This window comes from Klebsiella sp. R445 (assembly GCF_051131755.1).
GTDB lineage: Bacteria > Pseudomonadota > Gammaproteobacteria > Enterobacterales > Enterobacteriaceae > Klebsiella > Klebsiella lignicola.
Map to the genome: position 1 here is coordinate 3,044,095 of NZ_CP180446.1, position 22,198 is coordinate 3,066,292.

General features: G+C 56.7%; 19 protein-coding genes. 11 read left to right on the forward strand and 8 right to left on the reverse strand.

Annotated features, from left to right (window positions below; translation table 11 throughout):
• Positions 1-22: 22 nt before the first annotated feature.
• Together argB and argC are read right to left on the reverse strand one after the other, a co-directional pair.
• Positions 23-799: an acetylglutamate kinase gene (gene argB, locus ACMYSN_RS14245; protein ID WP_434586925.1), complete on the reverse strand. Its 777-nt coding sequence runs from the start codon at positions 797-799 to the stop codon at positions 23-25.
• Between the two features lie 6 nt (positions 800-805).
• Positions 806-1,810: an N-acetyl-gamma-glutamyl-phosphate reductase gene (gene argC / locus ACMYSN_RS14250; RefSeq protein ID WP_434586926.1), complete on the reverse strand. Its 1,005-nt coding sequence runs from the start codon at positions 1,808-1,810 to the stop codon at positions 806-808.
• Between the two features lie 177 nt (positions 1,811-1,987).
• Between argC and argE the strand changes: the two genes are divergently transcribed.
• Together argE and ppc are read left to right on the forward strand one after the other, a co-directional pair.
• On the forward strand, positions 1,988-3,139 hold the full coding sequence (gene argE / locus ACMYSN_RS14255) for an acetylornithine deacetylase (protein ID WP_462495257.1): 1,152 nt from the start codon (positions 1,988-1,990) through the stop codon (positions 3,137-3,139).
• Positions 3,140-3,394: 255 nt separating this feature from the next.
• The gene (ppc, locus tag ACMYSN_RS14260; protein WP_462495258.1) at positions 3,395-6,046 is read left to right on the forward strand and encodes a phosphoenolpyruvate carboxylase; all 2,652 of its coding nucleotides are present in this window, start codon (positions 3,395-3,397) and stop codon (positions 6,044-6,046) included.
• 107 nt (positions 6,047-6,153) lie between these two features.
• Here ppc and zinT read toward each other — a convergent pair whose 3' ends face one another.
• A complete protein-coding gene (gene zinT / locus ACMYSN_RS14265) occupies positions 6,154-6,804 on the reverse strand; it encodes a metal-binding protein ZinT (RefSeq protein ID WP_462495259.1) in 651 nt (216 codons plus the stop codon).
• A 153-nt stretch (positions 6,805-6,957) separates the two neighbouring features.
• On the opposite strand from zinT, the gene ACMYSN_RS14270 reads away from it, so the two are divergent.
• The 3 genes from ACMYSN_RS14270 (at position 6,958) to gldA (ending at position 9,840) form a co-directional block, all read left to right on the forward strand.
• Complete coding sequence (locus ACMYSN_RS14270) at positions 6,958-7,812, forward strand: helix-turn-helix transcriptional regulator (RefSeq protein WP_462495260.1); 855 nt, start codon at positions 6,958-6,960, stop codon at positions 7,810-7,812.
• A gap of 207 nt (positions 7,813-8,019) precedes the next feature.
• On the forward strand, positions 8,020-8,682 hold the full coding sequence (fsa, locus tag ACMYSN_RS14275; protein WP_462495261.1) for a fructose-6-phosphate aldolase: 663 nt from the start codon (positions 8,020-8,022) through the stop codon (positions 8,680-8,682).
• 54 nt (positions 8,683-8,736) lie between these two features.
• Positions 8,737-9,840 (forward strand): glycerol dehydrogenase, encoded by a 1,104-nt coding sequence (gene gldA / locus ACMYSN_RS14280; RefSeq protein WP_462495262.1) that lies wholly within the window; start codon positions 8,737-8,739, stop codon positions 9,838-9,840.
• Between the two features lie 33 nt (positions 9,841-9,873).
• On the opposite strand, the gene metF is transcribed toward gldA, so the two are convergent.
• Positions 9,874-10,764 (reverse strand): methylenetetrahydrofolate reductase, encoded by an 891-nt coding sequence (gene metF, locus ACMYSN_RS14285; protein ID WP_123758001.1) that lies wholly within the window; start codon positions 10,762-10,764, stop codon positions 9,874-9,876.
• 167 nt (positions 10,765-10,931) lie between these two features.
• Positions 10,932-11,831, reverse strand: coding sequence for a LysR family transcriptional regulator (locus ACMYSN_RS14290; protein ID WP_462495263.1), 900 nt, complete (start codon positions 11,829-11,831; stop codon positions 10,932-10,934).
• Positions 11,832-11,920: 89 nt separating this feature from the next.
• Between ACMYSN_RS14290 and ACMYSN_RS14295 the strand changes: the two genes are divergently transcribed.
• A complete protein-coding gene (locus ACMYSN_RS14295) occupies positions 11,921-12,292 on the forward strand; it encodes a carboxymuconolactone decarboxylase family protein (protein WP_123758003.1) in 372 nt (123 codons plus the stop codon).
• 44 nt (positions 12,293-12,336) lie between these two features.
• On the opposite strand, the gene ACMYSN_RS14300 is transcribed toward ACMYSN_RS14295, so the two are convergent.
• Complete coding sequence (locus ACMYSN_RS14300) at positions 12,337-14,769, reverse strand: bifunctional aspartate kinase/homoserine dehydrogenase II (protein ID WP_462495264.1); 2,433 nt, start codon at positions 14,767-14,769, stop codon at positions 12,337-12,339.
• Between the two features lie 2 nt (positions 14,770-14,771).
• Positions 14,772-15,932: a cystathionine gamma-synthase gene (metB, locus tag ACMYSN_RS14305; protein WP_174510280.1), complete on the reverse strand. Its 1,161-nt coding sequence runs from the start codon at positions 15,930-15,932 to the stop codon at positions 14,772-14,774.
• A gap of 265 nt (positions 15,933-16,197) precedes the next feature.
• Between metB and metJ the strand changes: the two genes are divergently transcribed.
• Positions 16,198-16,515: a met regulon transcriptional regulator MetJ gene (gene metJ, locus ACMYSN_RS14310; protein WP_004869405.1), complete on the forward strand. Its 318-nt coding sequence runs from the start codon at positions 16,198-16,200 to the stop codon at positions 16,513-16,515.
• Between the two features lie 125 nt (positions 16,516-16,640).
• Here the strand turns inward: metJ and rpmE are convergent, their stop codons facing one another.
• A complete protein-coding gene (gene rpmE / locus ACMYSN_RS14315) occupies positions 16,641-16,856 on the reverse strand; it encodes a 50S ribosomal protein L31 (RefSeq protein WP_045853658.1) in 216 nt (71 codons plus the stop codon).
• Between the two features lie 264 nt (positions 16,857-17,120).
• On the opposite strand from rpmE, the gene priA reads away from it, so the two are divergent.
• From priA to hslV, 4 genes are all read left to right on the forward strand, one after another.
• Positions 17,121-19,316, forward strand: coding sequence for a primosomal protein N' (priA, locus tag ACMYSN_RS14320; RefSeq protein WP_462495265.1), 2,196 nt, complete (start codon positions 17,121-17,123; stop codon positions 19,314-19,316).
• Between the two features lie 151 nt (positions 19,317-19,467).
• Positions 19,468-20,496 (forward strand): DNA-binding transcriptional regulator CytR, encoded by a 1,029-nt coding sequence (cytR, locus tag ACMYSN_RS14325; protein WP_123758007.1) that lies wholly within the window; start codon positions 19,468-19,470, stop codon positions 20,494-20,496.
• A gap of 76 nt (positions 20,497-20,572) precedes the next feature.
• Entirely contained in the window at positions 20,573-21,574 is a 1,002-nt protein-coding gene (gene ftsN, locus ACMYSN_RS14330; RefSeq protein ID WP_462495266.1) for a cell division protein FtsN, read from the forward strand.
• A 91-nt stretch (positions 21,575-21,665) separates the two neighbouring features.
• Positions 21,666-22,196 carry an ATP-dependent protease subunit HslV gene (gene hslV, locus ACMYSN_RS14335; protein ID WP_095105382.1) on the forward strand — a complete coding sequence of 177 codons (531 nt, stop codon included), beginning with the start codon at positions 21,666-21,668 and terminating at the stop codon, positions 22,194-22,196.
• Positions 22,197-22,198 lie beyond the last annotated feature (2 nt).

Genomic DNA, 22,198 nt, shown 5'->3' on the forward strand with positions numbered 1-22,198 from the left:
TCCCGTCTTCAACTGTGTTAAATCAGGCCAGAATGCGCGTACCAATAGGCGTGCCGTTAAACAACGCCGGCAGCTGCTCCGCATGGCGCCACGAGGCGATATCCACCGGACGGCCCAGGGTGCGTGCCGCATCCAGTGCCGCATTCACCTTCACAATCATACCGTCGGTAATAATGCCTTGTTCGATCAGCTGCTCTGCCTTCGCCGCGGTCATCTCCGCAATGCGCTGGCCCTTGCCATCGAGAATGCCGCTGACATCGGACAGCAGAATCAGGTCCGCACCGAGTGTCGCCGCCAGCGCGGTCGCCGCCTGATCGGCATTCACGTTCATCAGTTGCCCTTCATCGGTGACCCCAATGGAGCTGACCACCGGCAGATAGCCGCCCGCCAGCAGGGTGTTAATCAGCGCAGGCGAACCCGGCTGCGCCAGACCAACGTGACCCAGCTCTTCGTCCAGCTGCGTCACCTTAACGCTATCGCCATCGCCGAGGAACAGGCCCACGGAAGCCAGATGGTGTTTTTTTGCCCAGGCCAGCAGCGTTTTATTGGCGGTTCCCGCCAGCGCGCCGGTAATAATGTCGATCTGATCCGCCGGCGTAACCCGCAGACCATTTTTCTTGTTCACCGGCAGGTTGAGCTGCTTCATCAGCTCATCCACCACACAACCACCGCCGTGCACGATAATCAGCGGGCGATGATGGGCTTCACGGTAATTCACCAGCGCGGTAAACAGGCGCTCCAGCGCTTCTTCGCTATCGAGTAACACGCCGCCGAGCTTAATTATTAATGGGTTCATCATCACACCTTAAATAAGAGACTGCGTCTCAGCGTAGCCGAAACGAATATTCGCGCACTGTATTGCCTGTGCCGCCGCACCTTTCAACAGATTATCTTCTGCCGCCACCACAATAATGTGCTGGTCCTGAACGGCAAAACCGATATCACAGAATGGCAGACCCACGACGTTTTTCAATGCCGGCACGCCTTTATCATATAAACGGACCAGGGGCTTATTGGCATAGGCCTGCTGGAACACGGCGGCAACTTGATCTTTGCTCACGCCAGGCTTCAGGCGGCAGGTGATGGTTTCGAGGATCCCACGTTTAAAATTACCAAGGTGAGGGGTAAAAATAACCTCCGCGCCAAGGTGGGTGGAGATTTCCGGGTGGTGACGATGATTGAATACGCCATACGGCTGCAGGCTGACTTCACAGAAGCTATTGCTGATAGCCGCTTTACGCCCTGCGCCGCTGACGCCGCTGGTCGCATTGATCACCGGCCACTGGTTCAGATCCAGCAGGTCCGCATCGATCAACGGTTTCAACGACAACTGGGCCGCCGTCGGATAGCAGCCCGGGACAGCGACTAAGTTCGCCTCTTTCAGCGCGTCAGCGTTCCACTCAGCCAGACCGTAAACCGCCTGCTCAAGCAGGGCCGGATGCTGATGAGTGAAACCGTAATATTTTTCGTAGAACGCACCGTCATTCACGCGGAAGGCGCCGGACAGGTCGAACACCACGCAGCCTGCGGCAAGAAACTGCGGCGCCAGGTCGTGGCTCACTTCATGTGCGGTCGCGAGGAAGACAACATCGACGCCGGCGCTAAATTCGCTGATATCTGACATCGGCTGCAGCGGCAGATCCACAATGCCTTTCAGCTGCGGATGCAAATCGGAAACTAATTTCCCTGCATCATTGCTTTGCGCGGAGACCGTCAAAGCGGTTATGGTCATATGAGGATGGCGATTTACATAGGTCACTAGCTCTGCGCCGGCATAACCGCTGGCACCCACAATCAGCGTCTTCAACATCGGGGCTCTTCACCTTCTTACGTCATATTTGCCCAGGAAGCATCTCGCTTCCTCACCCAGTTAAGCCGTAAGAGTCTCCCTGCATTTTATGGGTTTTCTTACGCTCAACGATAATGTATTTTTATTCACAAATAATGCATGAATATTGATACTATCATGACCCGAGGTGTGTCAACAATGAAAAACAATTTACCGCCCTTTATCGAGATTTACCGCGCATTGATCGCCACACCTTCCATCAGTGCAACCGAAGAAGCACTGGACCAAAGTAATGAGACTTTAATCAATTTACTCGCTGGCTGGTTCCGCGATATTGGCTTCAATGTTGAAGTCCAGCCGGTGCCGGAGACGCGCAATAAATTCAATCTGCTGGCCAGTACCGGCCACGGCGCTGGCGGCCTGCTGCTCGCCGGGCATACAGACACCGTGCCGTTTGATGACGGCCGCTGGACCCGCGATCCTTTCTCCCTGACCGAGCACGACAACAAACTGTACGGTCTCGGCACTGCCGACATGAAAGGCTTTTTCGCCTTTATCCTTGATGCCCTGCGCGATGTCGATGTCAGCACGCTGAAAAAGCCACTCTACATCCTGGCCACCGCCGATGAAGAGACCAGTATGGCCGGCGCCCGCTACTTTGCCGAAACCACCCAGTTGCGTCCGGACTGCGCCATCATCGGTGAACCCACTTCTCTGCAACCGGTGCGAGCGCATAAAGGCCATATGTCCAACGCGATTCGAATCCAGGGCCAGTCCGGCCACTCCAGCGATCCGGCGCGCGGCGTGAATGCCATTGAGCTGATGTACGATGCCATCGGCCGCATCATGCAGCTACGCGACGACTTAAAAGAGCGTTATCACTACGCCGCATTTACCGTGCCGTATCCGACGCTTAACCTCGGCGCGATTCACGGCGGCGATGCCTCAAACCGCATCTGCGCCTGCTGCGAGCTGCATATGGATATTCGCCCGCTGCCGGGCATGACGCTCAACGATCTTAACGGACTGCTGGATGAAGCGCTGGCGCCGGTAAGCGAACGCTGGCCGGGCCGCCTGACGGTATCCGAACTGCATCCGCCGATTCCCGGCTACGAATGTCCGCCGGACCATCGTCTGGTTCAGGTCGTGGAAAAGCTGCTCGGCGCACAAACCGAAGTGGTGAACTACTGCACCGAGGCACCGTTTATCCAGACGTTGTGTCCGACGTTAGTATTAGGCCCAGGCTCCATCAACCAGGCGCACCAGCCGGATGAATACCTGGAAACCCGGTTTATTAAGCCGACCCGGGAGTTAATTACCCAGGTTGTCCATCATTTCTGCTGGCATTAAAGGCAGTCCGTTCCCGCCGCTTTTACCAGGGCGGGACGGTGATTCTGGTCACATTTCCATAAGTAATGCTTATCAGGCGACCTCTGAGTTAAATTTCGCAAATTGCCGTCATTTATTCGTTTGCTGAAGCGATTTCGCAACAATTGACGTGGGGGTTTTTACGTGGCTTTATAAAAGACGGCTGCTTATCCGATGCTCACTGTTGCAGAGCGCCGGATATAACAAAATAAAATGAGATGGGGTGTCTGGGGTAACATGAACGAACAATATTCCGCTTTGCGTAGTAATGTCAGTATGCTCGGTAAGGTGCTAGGCGATACCATCAAGGATGCACTGGGAGAGAACATTCTTGATCGTGTCGAAACTATCCGTAAATTGTCCAAGTCTTCTCGCGCCGGCAATGAAGCCAACCGCCAGGAATTGCTGACCACGCTGCAAAACTTGTCCAATGACGAGCTGCTGCCGGTGGCCCGTGCTTTCAGCCAGTTTCTGAATCTGGCGAATACCGCAGAGCAATACCACAGCATTTCACCGAACGGTGAAGCGGCCAGCAACCCGGAAGTGATTGCCCGCACCCTGAGAAAGCTCAAAGACCAACCTCATCTCAACGAAGAGACCATTAAGAAAGCGGTGGAGTCCCTGTCTCTGGAGCTGGTGCTTACCGCTCACCCCACCGAGATCACCCGCCGTACGCTGATCCACAAAATGGTGGAAGTGAACAACTGCCTGAAGCAGCTTGATAACAAAGATATCGCTGACTACGAGCATCACCAGCTGATGCGCCGACTGCGCCAGCTGATTGCCCAGTCCTGGCATACGGATGAAATCCGTAAATACCGCCCGACGCCGGTTGATGAAGCAAAATGGGGTTTTGCCGTTGTTGAAAACAGCCTGTGGGAAGGGGTACCAAACTACCTGCGCGAGCTGAACGAACAGCTGGAAGAGAACCTCGGCTATCAGTTGCCGGTAGACTTCGTCCCGGTGCGTTTCACCTCCTGGATGGGCGGCGATCGCGACGGTAACCCGAATGTCACCGCCGATATTACCCGTCACGTGCTGCTGCTGAGCCGCTGGAAGGCGACCGACCTGTTCCTGAAAGATATTCAGCTGCTGATCTCTGAACTGTCGATGGTTGAATGTACCGACGAACTGCGCGAACTGGCCGGCGCGGAAGGGGCACAGGAACCGTATCGCTATCTGATGAAAAAGCTGCGTACCCAGCTGATGGAAACTCAGACCTGGCTGGAAGCCCGCCTGAAGGGGCAGAAACTGCCGAAGCCGGCAGGCCTGATTACCCAGAACGAACAACTGTGGGAACCGCTTTACGCCTGCTATAAGTCGCTGCAGTCTTGCGGCATGGGCATCATCGCCAACGGCGAGCTGCTGGATACACTGCGCCGCGTGAAATCTTTTGGCGTGCCGCTGGTGCGTATCGACATTCGTCAGGAAAGCACCCGTCATACCGAAGCGCTGGGCGAAATGACCCGCTATCTGGGTATCGGCGATTACGAAAGCTGGTCAGAAGCCGACAAACAGGCGTTCCTGATCCGCGAACTGAATTCCAAACGTCCGCTGCTGCCACGTCAGTGGGAGCCAAGTAACGAAACCCGTGAAGTCCTCGACACCTGTAAAGTGATCGCCGAGGCGCCGTACGGATCCATCGCCGCGTATGTGATCTCAATGGCGAAGACCCCGTCCGACGTACTGGCCGTGCATCTACTGCTGAAAGAGTCCGGTATTGGCTTCGCCCTGCCGGTCGCGCCATTGTTTGAAACCCTGGACGACCTGAATAACGCCAATGACGTTATGACCCAGTTGCTGAATATCGACTGGTATCGCGGCTTTATTCAGGGCAAACAGATGGTCATGATTGGCTACTCTGACTCCGCTAAAGATGCCGGCGTCATGGCAGCATCGTGGGCGCAGTATCAGGCGCAGGACGCGTTGATCAAAACCTGCGAAAAAGCCGGGATTGAACTGACGCTGTTCCACGGCCGCGGCGGTTCCATCGGTCGTGGCGGCGCACCGGCACACGCCGCGCTGCTGTCTCAGCCTCCAGGCAGCCTGAAAGGTGGCCTGCGCGTGACCGAACAGGGCGAGATGATTCGCTTTAAATACGGCCTGCCTGAAGTCACCATCAGCAGCCTGTCGCTGTATACCAGCGCGGTGCTGGAAGCCAACCTGCTGCCACCGCCGGAACCAAAACCGGAATGGCGCCATATCATGGCCGAGCTGTCTGACATCTCCTGCACGATGTACCGTGGCTATGTGCGTGAAAATAAAGACTTCGTCCCGTACTTCCGTTCCGCAACGCCGGAGCAGGAGCTGGGTAAACTGCCGCTGGGTTCCCGTCCGGCAAAACGCCGTGCGACCGGTGGCGTCGAGTCTCTGCGCGCCATTCCGTGGATTTTCGCCTGGACGCAAAACCGTCTGATGCTACCGGCCTGGCTTGGTGCAGGTACCGCGCTGCAGAAAGTGGTGGAAGATGGCAAACAGAGCGAGCTCGAAACTATGTGTCGCGACTGGCCGTTCTTCTCTACCCGTCTCGGCATGCTGGAAATGGTGTTCTCGAAAGCTGACCTGTGGCTGGCGGAATATTACGATCAGCGTCTGGTGACTCCGGAGCTGTGGAAGCTGGGTGCAGAACTGCGCGAGCTGCTCTCTACCGGGATCAACGTGGTACTGGATATTGCGAACGATTCCCACCTGATGGCCGACCTGCCGTGGATCGCCGAGTCTATCCAGCTGCGTAACATCTATACTGACCCGCTGAACGTTCTGCAGGCAGAACTGCTGCACCGTTCGCGTCTGGCGGAAGAAGAAGGCAAAGAGCCGGACCCGCGCGTCGAACAGGCGCTGATGGTCACCATCGCCGGCGTTGCTGCCGGTATGCGTAACACCGGCTAATCTCGCCGCAAACCAGCCCCGGATAGCGCCGTTTACGCCTTATCCGGGCAACAAAAACCCCGGCCAGCATCGCGCGACCGGGGTTTTTTATTAACTGGCTTTTTGCATTAATGGTGCAGCATCTCGTCGACGATCTGTTCTTTGTGCAGGGCATACGGATAATAGGTCGGCCAGTTATCCATCTCTTTCAGCAGCGCCTCCTGTGATTCATTGCCCATAAAGATGTGGAAGTGCTGCGATTTGCGCGGACCGATAATATGATCGCTGAACTGCACAAATTTCGGCGCTTTTGAATCAGCCTGCTGGCATTCAAACAGATAGCGCACGCCCTTCTTACCGGAGGCATAGGTCAGGATCTTCTTGCCGGCATAGGCGTACTGGCAGGTATTGACCGTTTTGCCAATGTGGAACTCCATCACGTTGTCCTCAATCCCAATCAGGTCAACATCGGTGGCATAGCCTTTCTTATAATATTCCCGATACTCGGCTACGCTCTTATCGCCCGCTTTTTTGGCTTTTTGCTCCAGCACCGGATCCAAATCGCCATTGAGCAGATAAGGGTTCACTGACTGCCAGATCCCGTCCCAATCGCTTAGCGAGCGATCCTTCACATCCCCATCGGCAAAAATGCCCTCGCTTGCTTTTATCTCCGCCTCGGTTAACGCGGGTCCATGGCTATGATTGCCGTGAGCAAAGGTCTGAGCGCTGGCCAATAGCAGGCCAACGCCCAACGCAAGGGCAGACATCTTTGTGGTCATTACATTCTCCTGAGTTAACGCTTGCAACGATATGTTACGATATAACATATCACACATATCATGCAACATCGTTGTCCCGCCATCCTGCGCCGGCTTTTACCCTTTCAGCTCTGTCCGGTATGATAAATACGAGGCGCCTTGTATGGAGCAAGTATGGATACCGATCTCAATCAACTCATCGACGCGTTAATCACCGGTCCGGCGGCGATCCGGCAGATCCGCTTTGCCAGCACCCACCGTCCGCTTGCCGATGAAGTACAGAAGGCTGATTTTTCACGTCTTGAAATCATGCTTGAAGGCCAGCTGTACGATCCTGGTGTAAAGGCCGATCCGCCCATACTTTCCCGGTATGACGCGCTGTATATCCCCGCCGGAGGATGGCATTTTCCTCAGTGGAGCTCTCCCTGTCGCACCCTGAGCATCATGTTTGGCAAACAGCAGCTGGTGTTTACTCTGCAACGCTGGGACGGTAGCCATCTGCAGGTTGAGGAAAAGCTGCAGGTTCCGCGCCGCGGCCCTCGTACCGGCTCCTTCCTGCTACAGGCACTCAACGAGATGCTGATGCAACCCCAGGAACAGCGCACGACGCGCTGCATTGTTATCAGCCTGCTGAGCCACTGCGCCGATCTGCTCGGCAGCCAGGTACAAACCGCGTCCCGCAGCCAGGCGCTGTTTGAGGCGATCCGTCAGTATATCGAGGCCCACTTTGCCGAGCCGTTAACCCGCGAAGCGGTCGCGCAGGAATTTTATCTCTCGCCAAACTATCTCTCCCACCTGTTCCAGAAATGCGGGCCAATGGGGTTTAACGAGTACCTGAATCACGTCCGGCTGGAACAAGCCAGGATGCTGCTAAAGGGTCATGACATGAAGGTCAAAGATGTCGCCCACGCCTGCGGCTTTGCTGACAGCAACTATTTCTGCCGCCTGTTTCGTAAAAATACCGAACGCTCACCCTCCGAGTATCGCCGCCAGTACCACAGCCAACTGACAGAAAAAGAAACCCCGTAAAACTAGATTTTTGTAAGTATTTCTTCATATTTCGCTGATTAACCTGCCCAGGCGCATCAGGTATCACGGGAGAAATGTGATCTAAATCATCCTTAACCGTAATGCGTACATTTATCCAGTTTTTGGCAAATTTGTCATCTGGCGACCCGCCGGTGAGAAGCCGTATCCTTATCTCAACATCACTAAATTGAGCATCGAGGAAAGGCTATGGAACTCTATCTGGACACCGCAAACGTAGCAGAAGTTGAACGCCTGGCGCGCATCTATCCCCTGGCTGGCGTCACCACCAACCCCAGCATTATCGCCGCCGGCAAAACGCCGGTCTGGGAGGTACTCCCGCGCCTGCAAAAAGCCGTCGGGCCAGAGGGAACGCTGTTTGCCCAGACCATGAGCCGCGATGCCGAAGGCATGGTGGCGGAAGCCAAACGCCTGAGCAATGCCGTTCCGGGAATCGTGGTTAAGATCCCGGTTACCGCCGAGGGCCTCGCCGCGATCAAGCTGCTGAAGAAAGAAGGTATCCCGACTCTGGGCACCGCGGTCTATAGCGCCTCCCAGGGGCTGCTGGCCGCGCTGGCGGGCGCAAAATATGTTGCCCCTTACGTCAATCGCGTTGATGCCCAGGGCGGTGACGGCATCCGCATGGTGCAGGAACTGCAATCCATGCTGGAGCTCCATGCGCCAGAGAGCAAAGTGCTGGCCGCCAGCTTTAAAACCCCACGTCAGGCGCTGGATTGTCTGTTAGCGGGCTGCGAAGCTATCACCCTTCCTTTAGACGTAGCGCAACAAATGCTTGGCACCCCTGCGGTAGAGTCAGCCATAGAGAAGTTTGAGCAAGACTGGAATAACGCTTTTGGAAATCTGAACCTGTAACCCGATCGGCGCGCCGACAAAGGGCGGCGCCACGATCATCCAGGAGGAAAAGAAATGGATCACATTATTCAATCCCCGGGCAAATACATTCAGGGCGCGAACGCCATCACCCGCCTTGGCGAATACCTCAAACCACTGGCCGAACGCTGGCTGATTGTGGGCGACAAGTTTGTACTGGGTTTTGCCGAAGAAAAACTGCGTAAAAGCCTGACAGACGCCGGCCTGGTGGCCGAAATTGTCCCGTTTGGCGGCGAATGCTCACGCAATGAAATCAACCGTTTGCAGGACATTGCCAGTTCAGCCAACTGTCATGCCGTGCTGGGTATCGGCGGTGGCAAAACGCTGGATACCGCAAAAGCATTGGCTCACTTTATGCAGCTTCCGGTGGTGATTGCCCCGACCATTGCCTCAACGGATGCCCCCTGTAGCGCCCTCTCGGTTCTCTATACCGATGAAGGGGAGTTTGACAGCTATCTGATGCTGCCACGCAACCCGAATATGGTAATTGTCGATACGCAAATCGTTGCCGGTGCGCCACCGCGCCTGCTGGCAGCCGGCATCGGCGATGCGTTGGCGACCTGGTTTGAAGCACGCGCCTGTTCACGCAGCGGCGCCACGACCATGGCGGGAGGTCAATGCACTCAGGCCGCGCTGGCGTTGGCCGAGCTGTGCTACAACACGCTGATTGAGGAAGGCGAAAAAGCGATGCTGGCGGCGGAGCAACATGTCGTCACGCCGGCGCTGGAGAAAGTGATTGAAGCCAACACCTATCTGAGCGGCGTGGGCTTTGAAAGCGGCGGTCTGGCCGCGGCGCACGCCATCCATAACGGGCTGACGGTGCTGGCGGATGCCCACCATTTCTATCACGGTGAAAAAGTCGCTTTCGGTACGCTGACCCAGCTGGTGCTGGAAAATGCCCCGGTGGAAGAGATCGAAACCGTTGCCGCTCTGTGCCACAGCGTCGGCCTGCCGATCACCCTGGCGCAGTTGAATATTAAAGGGGAGATTCCGGCCAAGATGCGCGCCGTGGCGGAAGCCGCCTGCGCAGAGGGCGAAACTATCCACAATATGCCTGGCGGCGCGACGGCCGATCAGGTCTACGCCGCGCTGTTGGTCGCCGATCAGTACGGCCAACGTTTTCTGCATGAGTGGGAATAAAAAACAACATGGCCCTCATTGAGGGCCATCGTTTTATACCGCCGGGCGAACGCCCAGCGTGTGGCAAATCGCGTAGCTCATCTCAGCACGGTTCAGCGTGTAGAAGTGGAAATCCTTCACTCCTTCCCGGCTTAAAATCTTCACCATGTCCATGGCGATGTTCGCCCCGACCAGCTGGCGAGTTTCCGCATCGTTATCCAGGCCTTCAAACATTTTCGACATCCAGGTAGGGATGCGCACGTTGGTCATGTCGGCAAACTTCTTCGCCTGTTTGAAGTTAGAGACCGGCAGGATCCCGGGAATAATTTCGACATCAATGCCGGCCGACACGCAGCGATCGCGAAAGCGCAGATAGCTTTCAACGTCGAAGAAAAACTGGGTGATTGCCCGGTTGGCGCCCGCATCGACCTTACGCTTCAGATTCAGCAGATCCGCCTGCGCGCTTTTGGCCTCGGGGTGCACTTCAGGATAGGCCGCCACGGAGATATCAAAATCGCCCACCTCTTTAAGCAGCGTCACCAGATCGGCGGCGTACATATCCGGCTTGCCGCTACCCGGCGGTAAATCACCACGCAGGGCGACAATATGACGAATGCCGTTGTTCCAGTAGTCCTGGGCGATGGCGCGCAGCTCGTCGCGGCTGGCGTCAATACAGGTCAGATGCGGTGCCGCTTCCAGACCAGTACGCTCTTTAATGCCTTTGATGATGCTGTGGGTACGGTCGCGCTCGCCGGAGTTCGCACCGTAGGTCACCGACACAAACTTCGGCTTCAGGCTGCTTAAACGATCGATGGACTTCCACAGGGTTTGCTCCATTTCACTGGTGCGCGGCGGGAAGAATTCAAAAGACACATTAATCTGGCCCTGCACTTCTGCCAGGCTCTGATTCAGCGCTTCCCGCTGATTGGCGTGAAAAAAGCTCATACCTTACCTCATCAATCGCATTTTATTGTTTGTTGTGTTGCGAACTTCTATACGTTTAGACGTCCAGATGTAAAAATGACGGAAAAGCGGGCAGGCGTCAATAGAAAAATCAGCGTAAACAGTGAGGAATATTCAGTGAAGATGAGATTAATTCATGTCGCCCGACGCTAAGTTAATGATTCTTCAATTAACGGCAGGAGCCAATCGCGCAATGCGTCATCTTCCGGCCGGGTTAATAATCCCAGCATCAGATGCAAACGGGCATCCTCCAGCGTCTGGAACACCACCCCCTGACGCTGAATAGCCGCAAATGAGGCGGGCAGCAGAATCATCCCTTCGCCACGCGCAATACGCGCCAGCAGGACATCATGCTCGGCAGGCTCTTCAACGTAGGTTGGGGTAAAGTCAGCACGTTCAAAGATGCGCCGGGTCTGGTCAAAAAACGCCGGATTACGCTCCCGCTTGAACCAGAACAGCGGTCGATGGTTCAGGGCGTTTAAGGTAAGTTGGGCCATGGTGGCTTGCGGCCATGAAGCCGGCAACGCCGCAATCAGCGGTTCATCATAGGGCAGCGGCGAAAACGTTAAGCCGTCGGCATCCAGCGGCAGCGCTACCAGCGCGGCGTTCAGCTTGCCTCTGCGCACCTGTTGAGCGAGGGCCGGTGAAGCGTGTCGGCTGAGGTGCAGGGCGCTGACGTGACCGCTCAGGGCCGATTCCAGCGGCGCAAAGATCCCCTGTTCAAACGCGGTGGTCAGCCCCAGTCGTAACGGCTGCTGACGGTCGCGGGAGAGCTGGCTTAACGCGCTCAACGTCTGCTCCTGCAGCGCCAGCAACGGCCGGATCGTCTCCAGCACCCGCTCACCTTCTGCGGTCAGTATCAGTCCTTTGGTGTGACGGACAAACAGCGTCACCCCCAGCAGCATTTCCAGCTGGCGGATATGCCGGCTCAGCGGCGGCTGTGAAATAAACAACCGCTGCGCTGCCCGACTGATGTTGTTCTCTTCCGCCACCACCGCGAAATAACGCAGCAGCCGCATGTCCAGAGTAGATAAGCGCGAATTTGTCATACCGGAAAGGTATCACGAAAAGGGTATTACTCAACGCTTCCTGATGCCTCTACTCTCCTTACAGCACATTATCACTATGAGGAAAGATCATGACATCAGAACGTTATACTACCGGCCTTGAGATGCTGCAGCGCGTTGATGGTAAGGGCGGCGATGCCGTCGTGGCCAGCCTGCAGGCTATCGCCCCGGACTTTGCCCGCTATCTGATTGAGTTCCCGTTCGGCGATATCTACGCCCGTCCGGGGCTGGATTTGCGCAGCCGTGAAATCGCCACCATTGCCGCGCTCACCGCGCTGGGCAACGCCGCCCCACAGCTCAAAGTACACATTGCTGCCGGGTTACACGTGGGTTTATCACAGGAAGAAATTCTCGAAGTGATCATGCAGATGGCGGTATATGCGGGGTTCCCCGCAGCGCTGAATGGCCTGTTTGCCGCCAAAGAGGTGTTCGCTGCACGCTGATACCACGAGACCAGAGCAACGCCTGGTCTCGTGGCAGAGTTGAATTACAGCAACTGCGCCAGACGGTTGATGTCCGACTGAATGGCGCCAGCGGTCACATCGCGGCCGGCACCCGGGCCGCGGATCACCAGCGGGTTATCGCGGTACCAGCGGCTCTCGATCGCAAACACGTTGTCGCACGGCAGCAGCGCCGCCAGAGGGTGCTCCTCACGTACCGCTTCCACGCCAACTCGTGCTTTGCCGTTGGCATCAAAACGCGCCACATAGCGCAGAACCAGCCCCATTTCACGGGCCGCTTCCAGACGCTGCAGCATCTGCTCGTTCAGCTCTTCACCATTCTCGAAGAAGTGATCGACAGAGCCCTCTTCGCAGTGCGCAGGCACCAGCGATTCCACACGAACCTGATCTGGCTCGATGTCATACCCCGCCTCACGCGCGAGGATCACCAGCTTACGCATAACGTCTTTCCCCGCCAGGTCAACGCGCGGATCCGGCTCCGTCAGCCCTTGCTGCCACGCCTGATCGACCAGGTCGGTGAACGGCACGGTGCCATCAAACTGCAGGAACAGCCAGGAGAGCGTACCGGAGAAAATGCCGCTCAGCGCCAGGATGGTATCGCCGCTATCAATCAGATCGCGCACCGTGTGGTTCACAGGCAGGCCTGCGCCTACGGTGGCGTTGTACAGCCAGTGACGACCGGTTTTCTCAAACGCATCGTGGATCTGACGGTATTTATCGCTGCTACTGGCACCCGCCAGTTTATTCGCGCTGATCACATGGAAGCCATGGCTGGCGAAATCCAGGTATTGATCGGCCAGTTGCTCGCTGGCGGTTACGTCCAGCACCACTAAATCATCGTATGGGTGGGCGCGCATCCACAAGAACAGCGACTCTTCATCCTGAGCGACAGCCTCGTCGTTGAAGAAGGCCAATGCGCGGCTGGCATCCAGGCCCTCGTAGTTCAGCAAGCTGCGGCGGCTGTCCACCACCCCGGCGAGAATAAATTCAAAACCGGTGCGCGCGGAAAGCGTGGTTTGTTCGCGAGCGAACAGCTCCAGCCAGCGCGAACCAATGTTGCCTTTGCCAAACAGCACCAGGCCAATGCGTTTCTCTGCGCGGAACAGCGACTGGTGCAGACCCTGAATCAGGCTTTCCGTCGGGCCAGCACGCAGCACCGCGACCAGGCTGATACCCTCTTCGGACTGCCAGGTAAACTCAACCGGCTGCCCTTTCAGCTGCTGCCAGAAACGGTGACAGTGCAGTGGGTTACGGCTGACGCCAGCCCCCACCATAGCCACCAGCGCCAGTTTCTGACGCAGACGCAGCTCGCCCGGGAGACCGGCTTCGTCGAGCAGGCGCAGCGCGCTGTCGGCGACTTCCGAGGTATAGCAGAACTGCAGCAGCTTACGGTCGGCATGAACACCGACCGCCAGCGGGCGCAGCTGTGCGCGTTTAAAGATAAGATCCAGCTCTTTATGCGCCAGCTTGAAATCCTGGCCCCCAGGCACCTGGAACTCAATCAGGCACACATCATCGTGGCTGGTCACAATACGTGCGCCGGTACCGGAGGCCAGCACACGTTCAATACGCGTTGAGCCCTGTTCAGGGTTATAGCTACAGCGCAATTGCAGATCGATATCGCTACCGGAGACCGGCTGCAGAGTACGGGCATGCAGTACTGGCGCGGCCAGACGTGCCAGCTCGCTGGCTTCATCCAGGCGCAGCAGCGGCAACAGGCAGGCATCTTTTACCTTACGCGGGTCGGCACTGTAGACCCCGGCCACGTCGCTCCAGATCGTGACGCGCGAAGCCCCGGCCAGCGCGCCAATCTGGGTCGCGGAATAGTCGGAGCCGTTGCGTCCCAGCAGAACCGTCTCTCCCGCGTTGTTACGCGAGATAAAACCGGTCACCACCAGGCGTTTGTTCGGGTGCTGCGCCATCAGTTGCTGCAACAGCGGATAGGACAAGCCTTCATCCACCTGCGGCTGGGCGGCGCGTTCGGCACGCAGGAAGCTGCGGGCATCGAGCCAGGCCGCCTCCTGCCCTAAGTGGTTCAGGACTGCCGCCATCAGGCGTGCGGACCAGACTTCCCCGTGACCAACCACTTCGGCGTAGACCGCATCGGTCACGCCGCTGTCAAGCAAGCCGGCAAGACGCTCGAGATCGTGAATAAAAGTGGCGATCAGCGTATCGGCAGCGTCTGCTGGCAGCAGGCTGGCGATCAGCTCCATGTGATAACGGCGCAGCGACTGCTGCACCTGATGCGCAGAAAGGCGATCGGTCTGGCTGAGTTTCAGCCAGCTAATCAGCTGGTTGGTGGTGCTACCCGCGGCGGAGACAACCATCATGTCACCCGCCTGCGAGTATTCCGTCATGATCCCCGCGACGCGCAGGTAACATTTCGCATCCGCTAAACTACTCCCACCAAATTTGTGCAGCTGACGACCCTTCGCCCCTGCCTGCGCATTCACACTCATGTTTATTCCTCGTTTGCTGCCCGGAAGCCATTTTCCAGGTCGGCAATTAAATCTTCACCATCTTCAATACCGGTCGAAATACGCAGAAGCGTTTCTGAAATCCCAGCCGCCGCACGTGCTTCAGGCGACATACCTGCATGCGTCATCGTCGCGGCATGCGAAATCAGACTTTCTACGCCCCCCAGCGATTCGGCCAGCGTAAACAGCGACAATCCGCTCAGAAAACGACGCAACGTCTGCTCATCCCCGTCCAGTTCAAAGCTTAACATTGCGCCAAAACCTTTTTGCTGACGCGCAGCAATCTCATGCCCCTGATTTTCCGGCAGGGACGGATGATACAGTTTTTTCACCAACGGCTGGGCTTTCAGATAGTCGACAATCGCCTGAGCATTGCGCTGCGCCACTTCCATACGCGGAGAGAGCGTACGCAAACCACGTAGCAACAGGTAACTATCGAATGCACCGCCGGTGACGCCGATATTATTCGCCCACCATGCCAGTTCGGTGACAAGGGCCGGATCTTTGGCAATCACCACGCCCGCCACCACGTCAGAGTGGCCATTCAGGTATTTGGTGCACGAATGCAGCACCAGGTCGGCGCCCAGCGCCAGCGGGTTTTGCAACGCCGGGCTCAGGAAAGTGTTATCCACCACGCTTACCGCACCCGCTTCACGAGCCAGCGAGCAGATTTTCGCAATATCCACCACCCGCAGCAACGGATTACTTGGGCTTTCGACCAATACCAACTTCGGTTTTTCAGCCAATGCCGCATTCAGCGCCTGTTCATCATTCTGATCGACAAACAGCACGCGATAGCACCCGCGTTTCGCCAGGCTATCAAATAAGCGATAGCTGCCGCCGTAGCAGTCATGTGGTGCCACCAGCACATCACCAGGCTTCAGGAACACGGTGGTCACCAGCAGAATGGCCGACATACCGGTGTTGGTCAGCACGGCACCCGCGCCGCCTTCCAGCTCCGCCAGTGCGCGCTGCACGACATCACGCGTCGGGTTGCCGCGACGGGAATAGTCATGGGCACGAGGTTCATTAAAGCCGGTGAAGTTGTAGGTACTGGAAAGGTGAATCGGCGGGACAACGCAACCGTACTGTTCGTCGTCATTTAAACCGCTACGCACTGCGATGGTGGCCTGTTTACGCGTCATGTTGGGCAGTTCCTGGGCTGAATCGGTGAAAAGTCAGGCACCAGAGTAATCATTGTCACAATGGACGTCAATACATCTGGACATCTAAACTTCTTTGCGTATAGATTGAGCAAAAAGCGAATAGCCGTTAAAATTATATGCATTGGCGCACATCCGCAGGGGCTAATCAGATGTCAGACACGCCCCGCTACGGTAAACTACGCGCAATTATGGCCAGACAAGACGTTCTGGTCCTTAACTAATGAATAGAGGATTAAGGTATCTCATGGCTGAATGGAGCGGCGAATATATCAGCCCATACGCTGAGCACGGTAAGAAGAGTGAGCAAGTAAAAAAAATTACGGTTTCCATTCCTCTGAAGGTGTTAAAAATCCTCACCGATGAACGCACGCGTCGCCAGGTGAACAACCTGCGGCATGCCACCAACAGCGAACTGCTGTGTGAAGCGTTCCTGCATGCCTTTACCGGTCAACCGTTGCCGAACGATGAAGACCTGCGTAAAGAGCGCAGCGATGAGATCCCGGAAGCGGCGAAGCAGATTATGCGTGAGATGGGCATCGACCCGGATACGTGGGAATACTAAGCGCATGAAAAAGGGCGGAGTTTATCTCCGCCCTTTTTGACGTCGCTGACCGGCCATCGACTACAGCGCGGTCTGGTGACAAAAACAAAAAAAGCCGCCCTGAGGCGGCTTTTTCTTTCAGCAAATTACTTGCTGGTACCCGGCACGCTGAAGCGCTTGTTGAAGCGGTCAACACGGCCACCGGTAGCAACGTCACGCTGCTTGCCAGTGTAGAACGGGTGACATTTACCGCACACGTCGAGGTTCAGGTCGTGACCAACGGTAGAACGGATTTTCATGACGTTACCGCAAGAGCAGTTAGCAGTAACTTCTTCGTATTTCGGGTGAATATCTTTTTTCATGGGAGAACCTCAGTTAAGGCCGCGTCGCTCTTCCAGCCCTAACGCCAGACACCACGCGATGTTAATAATTGCCTGTCACCTTCTACGCTACCGGCACATTGACCACAGCGCGAGACTTTCAGGTAATACGTTTAGTTTGATGCTGCACGAAGCGCACCAAAGGCGGCGAATCATACAGAATTTGACCAGCATATGCAAACTGATCCGCGAGCCCTTATCACAATGTGTATACTAAGCGGCCAGATTTCAAGTCAGGAAGATGACATGTCCGTCGCCCACGTTGCCCTGCCCGTTCCGCTGCCCCGTACTTTTGACTACCGCCTCCCTGAAGGCATGACGGTCAAAGCAGGCTGTCGCGTGCGTGTGCCCTTCGGGAAACAGGAGAAGATTGGCATTGTCACCGCCATCAGCGAGCACAGCGAACTGCCGCTGGATGAGCTAAAACCGGTTGCCGAAGCGCTGGATAGCGAACCGGTGTTTTCATCTACCGTCTGGCGGCTGCTGCTATGGGCGGCCGATTATTATCACCACCCTATCGGTGATGTGCTGTTCCACGCGCTACCGATCCTGCTACGTCAGGGTAAACCGGCCAGCGCAGCGCCGCAGTGGTACTGGTTTGCCACCGAACAGGGGCAGGCCGTCGACATCAACAGCCTCAAGCGTTCGCCGAAGCAACAGCAGGCGCTGTCGGCGCTGCGTCAGGGAAAAATATGGCGCTATCAGGTAGCAGAGCTGGAGTTTAACGATGCGGCGCTGCAGGCGCTGCGTGGTAAAGGGCTGTGTGAGCTGGCGAGCGAAACCCCGGCCCTTACCGACTGGCGAAGCCATTTTTCCATTCCCGGCGAACGGCTGCGTCTGAATACCGAACAGGCCACCGCCGTGGGCGCCATTCACAGCGCTTCAGACCGGTTTTCAACCTGGCTGCTGGCCGGTATTACCGGTTCCGGCAAAACGGAAGTCTATCTCAGTGTCCTGGAAAACGTGCTGGCACAGGGCCGTCAGGCGCTGGTGATGGTGCCGGAGATTGGCCTCACGCCGCAAACCATCGCCCGCTTCCGCCAGCGCTTTAACGCGCCGGTTGAGGTGCTGCACTCCGGGCTGAATGACAGCGAACGTCTTTCTGCATGGTTAAAGGCTAAAAATGGCGAGGCGGCTATCGTCATCGGGACGCGCTCGTCGCTGTTTACGCCGTTTAAAGACCTCGGGGTGATCGTTATCGATGAGGAGCACGATAGCTCCTATAAGCAACAGGAAGGCTGGCGCTATCATGCCCGCGACCTGGCGGTCTGGCGCGCCCACAGCGAGCAAATCCCGATCATTCTGGGCTCCGCCACGCCAGCGCTGGAGACGCTCTATAACGTTCGTCAGGGCAAGTATCGTCAGCTAAAGCTGACCAAGCGAGCGGGCAACGCGCGTCCGGCTCAGCAGCACGTGCTGGATTTAAAAGGCCAGCAGCTGCAGGCGGGACTTTCTCCGGCCCTGATTAGCCGCATGCGGCAACATCTGCAGGCCGATAACCAGGTGATCCTGTTTTTAAACCGCCGCGGTTTTGCCCCTGCACTGCTGTGCCACGACTGCGGGTGGATTGCCGAATGTCCACGCTGCGACAGCTATTACACCCTGCACCAGGCCCAGCATCACCTGCGCTGCCACCACTGCGACAGTCAGCGCCCCATTCCGCGTCAGTGTCCCTCTTGCGGGTCGACGCACCTTGTTCCCGTCGGGCTGGGAACCGAACAGCTGGAGCAGGCGCTGGCTCCGCTGTTTCCCGGCGTTCCGATCTCCCGCGTCGACCGGGATACCACCAGCCGCAAAGGGGCGCTCGAGCAGCACCTCGCCGATATCCACCGCGGCGGCGCGCGTATCCTGATCGGCACGCAGATGCTGGCTAAAGGTCACCACTTCCCGGACGTGACGCTGGTGTCTCTGCTGGACGTTGACGGCGCGCTGTTTTCCGCCGACTTCCGTTCCGCCGAGCGCTTCGCCCAGCTCTATACCCAGGTCTCTGGTCGTGCCGGGCGCGCGGGTAAACAGGGCGAGGTGATTCTGCAAACGCACCATCCGGAGCATCCGCTGCTGCAAACGCTGCTGTATCAGGGTTACGACGCTTTTGCCGATCAGGCGCTGGCCGAACGTCAGACCATGCAGCTGCCGCCGTGGACCAGCCACGTCCTGATTCGTGCCGAAGATCACAACAATCAGCAGGCGCCGCTGTTCCTGCAACAGTTGCGCAATTTGCTTCAGGCCAGCCCGTTGGCCGACGACAAACTTTGGGTGCTTGGTCCCGTACCGGCGCTGGCCCCCAAACGCGGAGGCCGTTGGCGCTGGCAGATCCTGCTCCAGCATCCGTCGCGCGTTCGCCTGCAGCATATTGTCAGCGGGACATTAGCGCTGATCAACACCCTGCCGGAAGCACGTAAGGTAAAGTGGGTTCTGGATGTCGATCCTATTGAAGGTTAAGCCTTCTCTTGCGAGACGGATCGAAAAAATTCAACAACCATCACGTTTTTCATGAAAATTCTGTAACTCTCTGCATCGACTATCTGCTAAAAATGTTGCTGATGTCAGAGCACAAGGGATGTGTCTGCACGAGTCAGTGAGGAGAAAACAGGTGAAGCCCAAAAAACAGGTGGTTGCCGCCACGATGAAAGACGTCGCCCTGAAGGCAAACGTTTCCACGGCAACCGTGTCCCGAGCGTTAATGAATCCCGATAAGGTTTCTCAGACTACCCGTAACCGGGTGGAACAGGCAGCGCTTGAAGTCGGCTATTTGCCACAGTCGCTCGGCCGTAACATGAAACGCAATGAATCGCGTACGATTCTGGTCATCGTGCCTGATATTTGCGATCCCTTTTTCAGCGAGATCATTCGAGGCATTGAGATCACCGCGGCAGAACAGGGATATCTGGTGCTGATCGGTGACTGCGCTCACCAGAACCGCCAGGAAAAAACCTTTATCGACCTGATTATCACCAAGCAGATCGACGGTATGCTGCTGCTCGGTTCACGACTGCCCTTCGACGCTGGCGTTGAAGAGCAACGCAATCTACCGCCGATGGTCATGGCGAATGAGTTTGCGCCGGAGCTGGAGCTGCCGACGGTGCATATCGATAACCTCACCGCGGCGTTTAATGCTGTCAATTATCTGCATGAACTGGGACACCAGCGCATTGGCTGTATCGCCGGTCCGGAAGAGATGCCGCTGTGCCATTACCGGCTTCAGGGCTATGTGCAGGCGCTGCGCCGCAGTGGGATAACTATCGACCCGCATTATATTGCGCGCGGTAATTTTACCTATGAAGCTGGTGCCAACGCGCTGGAGCAGCTTCTGGCGCTCCCGGTGCCGCCCACCGCGGTTTTCTGCCACAGCGATATCATGGCGCTTGGTGCGCTGTCGCTGGCAAAACGCCGGGGCCTGAAAGTGCCTGACGACCTGTCGATTGTGGGTTTCGATAATATCTCTTTATCTGAATTTTGCGATCCGCCATTGACGACCGTTGCGCAACCGCGCTTTGATATCGGCCGCGAAGCGATGCTATTGCTACTGGATCAGCTACATGGTCATAATGTGAACAGTGGTTCACGATTGCTGGACTGCGAACTGATCGTTCGCGGCAGTACACGTAAAATCAGAGCATAACCATCCGGTTCTGGTCAAAGCCTTGCCGCTTAAGTAACATGGCGGACTGACGAACGAATAAGACAGCGAAACGATAGTGGCACAACGAGATTATGTACGCCGCAGCCAACCGGCTTCTTCGCGGCGCAAAAAGGGTAATACCCGAAGCTCAAGGAACAAACAGAGCAGCCTGGCGGCGGTTTCACCAACAATGGTTGCGATCGCGGCGGCAGTGCTGGTGGCCTTTATCGGTGGGCTGTACTTCATCACGCACCATAAAAAAGAAGAAGCGGAAGCCCTGCAAAACCGTCAGGCTGCAGGAAACGGCTTACCGCCGAAGCCGGAAGAGCGCTGGCGCTATATCAAAGAGCTGGAAAGTCGCCAGCCTGGCGTACGTGCGCCTACTGAACCGACGGCCGGCGGGGAAGTGATGAAACCCGAACAGCTAACCAACGAACAGCGTCAGCTGCTGGCACAAATGCAGGCGGATATGCGCCAGCAGCCAACTCAGCTGACTGAAGTTCCGTGGAACGAACAAACCCAGGCCCAGCGCCAGCAAACGCTGCAACGTCAGCGTCTGGCTCAGCAGCAGGTGCAACAGCAGCAACAGGTTGCCCAGCAGCAGTGGACTCAGACGCAAACGCAGGCGCCGGTACAACAGCCGCGTGCGCAACAGCGAGTAGCAGAACAGCCAAAACCAGCTGCGCAACCAAAACCGGTGCAGCAGCCGAAGCAAACCGCGTCTACCCAGCAGCCATATCAGGATCTGCTACAAACGCCAGCACATACAACGTCGCAGCCTAAAACCCAGGCCGCCGCGCCAGTTGCTCGCGTTGAAGAAGCGCAGAAAGCGCCGGCTGAGAAGAAAGACGATCGTAGCTGGATGATTCAGTGCGGCTCCTTTAAAGGCGCTGAGCAGGCAGAAACCGTGCGCGCACAGCTGGCATTTGAAGGGTTCTCGTCACGCATTACCACCAACAACGGCTGGAACCGCGTGGTGATTGGACCGCTGAAAGGCAAAGAAAGCGCCAACGATATGATCACTCGCCTGAAGATGGCCGGGCATGCAAACTGCATTCGTCTTGCCGCCAGGGGTTGAAACCCTAAAAATCCCCCCCATCTATAATTGCATTCTGCCCCGCGTCATCCGCGGGGCCCCTATTCTGCATTTGTAACCAAGGGGTCTGCTCGTGACAACAATAGTAAGTGTTCGCCGTAACGGCCATGTGGTTATCGCCGGTGATGGCCAGGCCACGCTTGGCAATACCGTCATGAAAGGTAACGTGAAAAAGGTTCGTCGCCTGTACAACGACAAAGTGATCGCAGGTTTCGCCGGCGGCACTGCTGATGCCTTCACGCTGTTCGAACTGTTTGAACGTAAACTGGAAATGCACCAGGGACACCTGGTCAAGGCCGCCGTGGAACTGGCAAAAGACTGGCGTACCGATCGTATGTTGCGCAAACTGGAAGCCCTGCTGGCGGTCGCGGATGAAAACGCCTCGCTAATCATCACCGGTAACGGTGACGTGGTGCAGCCCGAAAACGATCTGATCGCTATCGGTTCTGGTGGCCCCTACGCTCAGGCCGCGGCTCGTGCTCTGCTGGAAAACACCGATATGGGCGCACGCGACATCGCAGAGAAGGCGTTGAATATTGCAGGTGATATCTGCATATATACCAACCATTTCCACACCATCGAAGAATTAGCCTCTAAAGCGTAAGG

What these genes read in the sequence shown, in the direction of transcription:
- ACMYSN_RS14295 (WP_123758003.1), top strand. Translation starts at nt 11,921, where the DNA reads ATGACATCAGAACGTTATACTACCGGCCTTGAGATGCTGCAGCGCGTT.
- ACMYSN_RS14270 (WP_462495260.1), top strand. Translation starts at nt 6,958, where the DNA reads ATGGATACCGATCTCAATCAACTCATCGACGCGTTAATCACCGGTCCG.
- zinT (WP_462495259.1), bottom strand. Translation starts at nt 6,804, where the DNA reads ATGACCACAAAGATGTCTGCCCTTGCGTTGGGCGTTGGCCTGCTATTG.
- argE (WP_462495257.1), top strand. Translation starts at nt 1,988, where the DNA reads ATGAAAAACAATTTACCGCCCTTTATCGAGATTTACCGCGCATTGATC.
- rpmE (WP_045853658.1), bottom strand. Translation starts at nt 16,856, where the DNA reads ATGAAAAAAGATATTCACCCGAAATACGAAGAAGTTACTGCTAACTGC.
- metJ (WP_004869405.1), top strand. Translation starts at nt 16,198, where the DNA reads ATGGCTGAATGGAGCGGCGAATATATCAGCCCATACGCTGAGCACGGT.
- metF (WP_123758001.1), bottom strand. Translation starts at nt 10,764, where the DNA reads ATGAGCTTTTTTCACGCCAATCAGCGGGAAGCGCTGAATCAGAGCCTG.
- argB (WP_434586925.1), bottom strand. Translation starts at nt 799, where the DNA reads ATGATGAACCCATTAATAATTAAGCTCGGCGGCGTGTTACTCGATAGC.
- fsa (WP_462495261.1), top strand. Translation starts at nt 8,020, where the DNA reads ATGGAACTCTATCTGGACACCGCAAACGTAGCAGAAGTTGAACGCCTG.
- gldA (WP_462495262.1), top strand. Translation starts at nt 8,737, where the DNA reads ATGGATCACATTATTCAATCCCCGGGCAAATACATTCAGGGCGCGAAC.
- ACMYSN_RS14300 (WP_462495264.1), bottom strand. Translation starts at nt 14,769, where the DNA reads ATGAGTGTGAATGCGCAGGCAGGGGCGAAGGGTCGTCAGCTGCACAAA.
- ppc (WP_462495258.1), top strand. Translation starts at nt 3,395, where the DNA reads ATGAACGAACAATATTCCGCTTTGCGTAGTAATGTCAGTATGCTCGGT.
- ACMYSN_RS14290 (WP_462495263.1), bottom strand. Translation starts at nt 11,831, where the DNA reads ATGACAAATTCGCGCTTATCTACTCTGGACATGCGGCTGCTGCGTTAT.
- metB (WP_174510280.1), bottom strand. Translation starts at nt 15,932, where the DNA reads ATGACGCGTAAACAGGCCACCATCGCAGTGCGTAGCGGTTTAAATGAC.
- priA (WP_462495265.1), top strand. Translation starts at nt 17,121, where the DNA reads ATGTCCGTCGCCCACGTTGCCCTGCCCGTTCCGCTGCCCCGTACTTTT.
- argC (WP_434586926.1), bottom strand. Translation starts at nt 1,810, where the DNA reads ATGTTGAAGACGCTGATTGTGGGTGCCAGCGGTTATGCCGGCGCAGAG.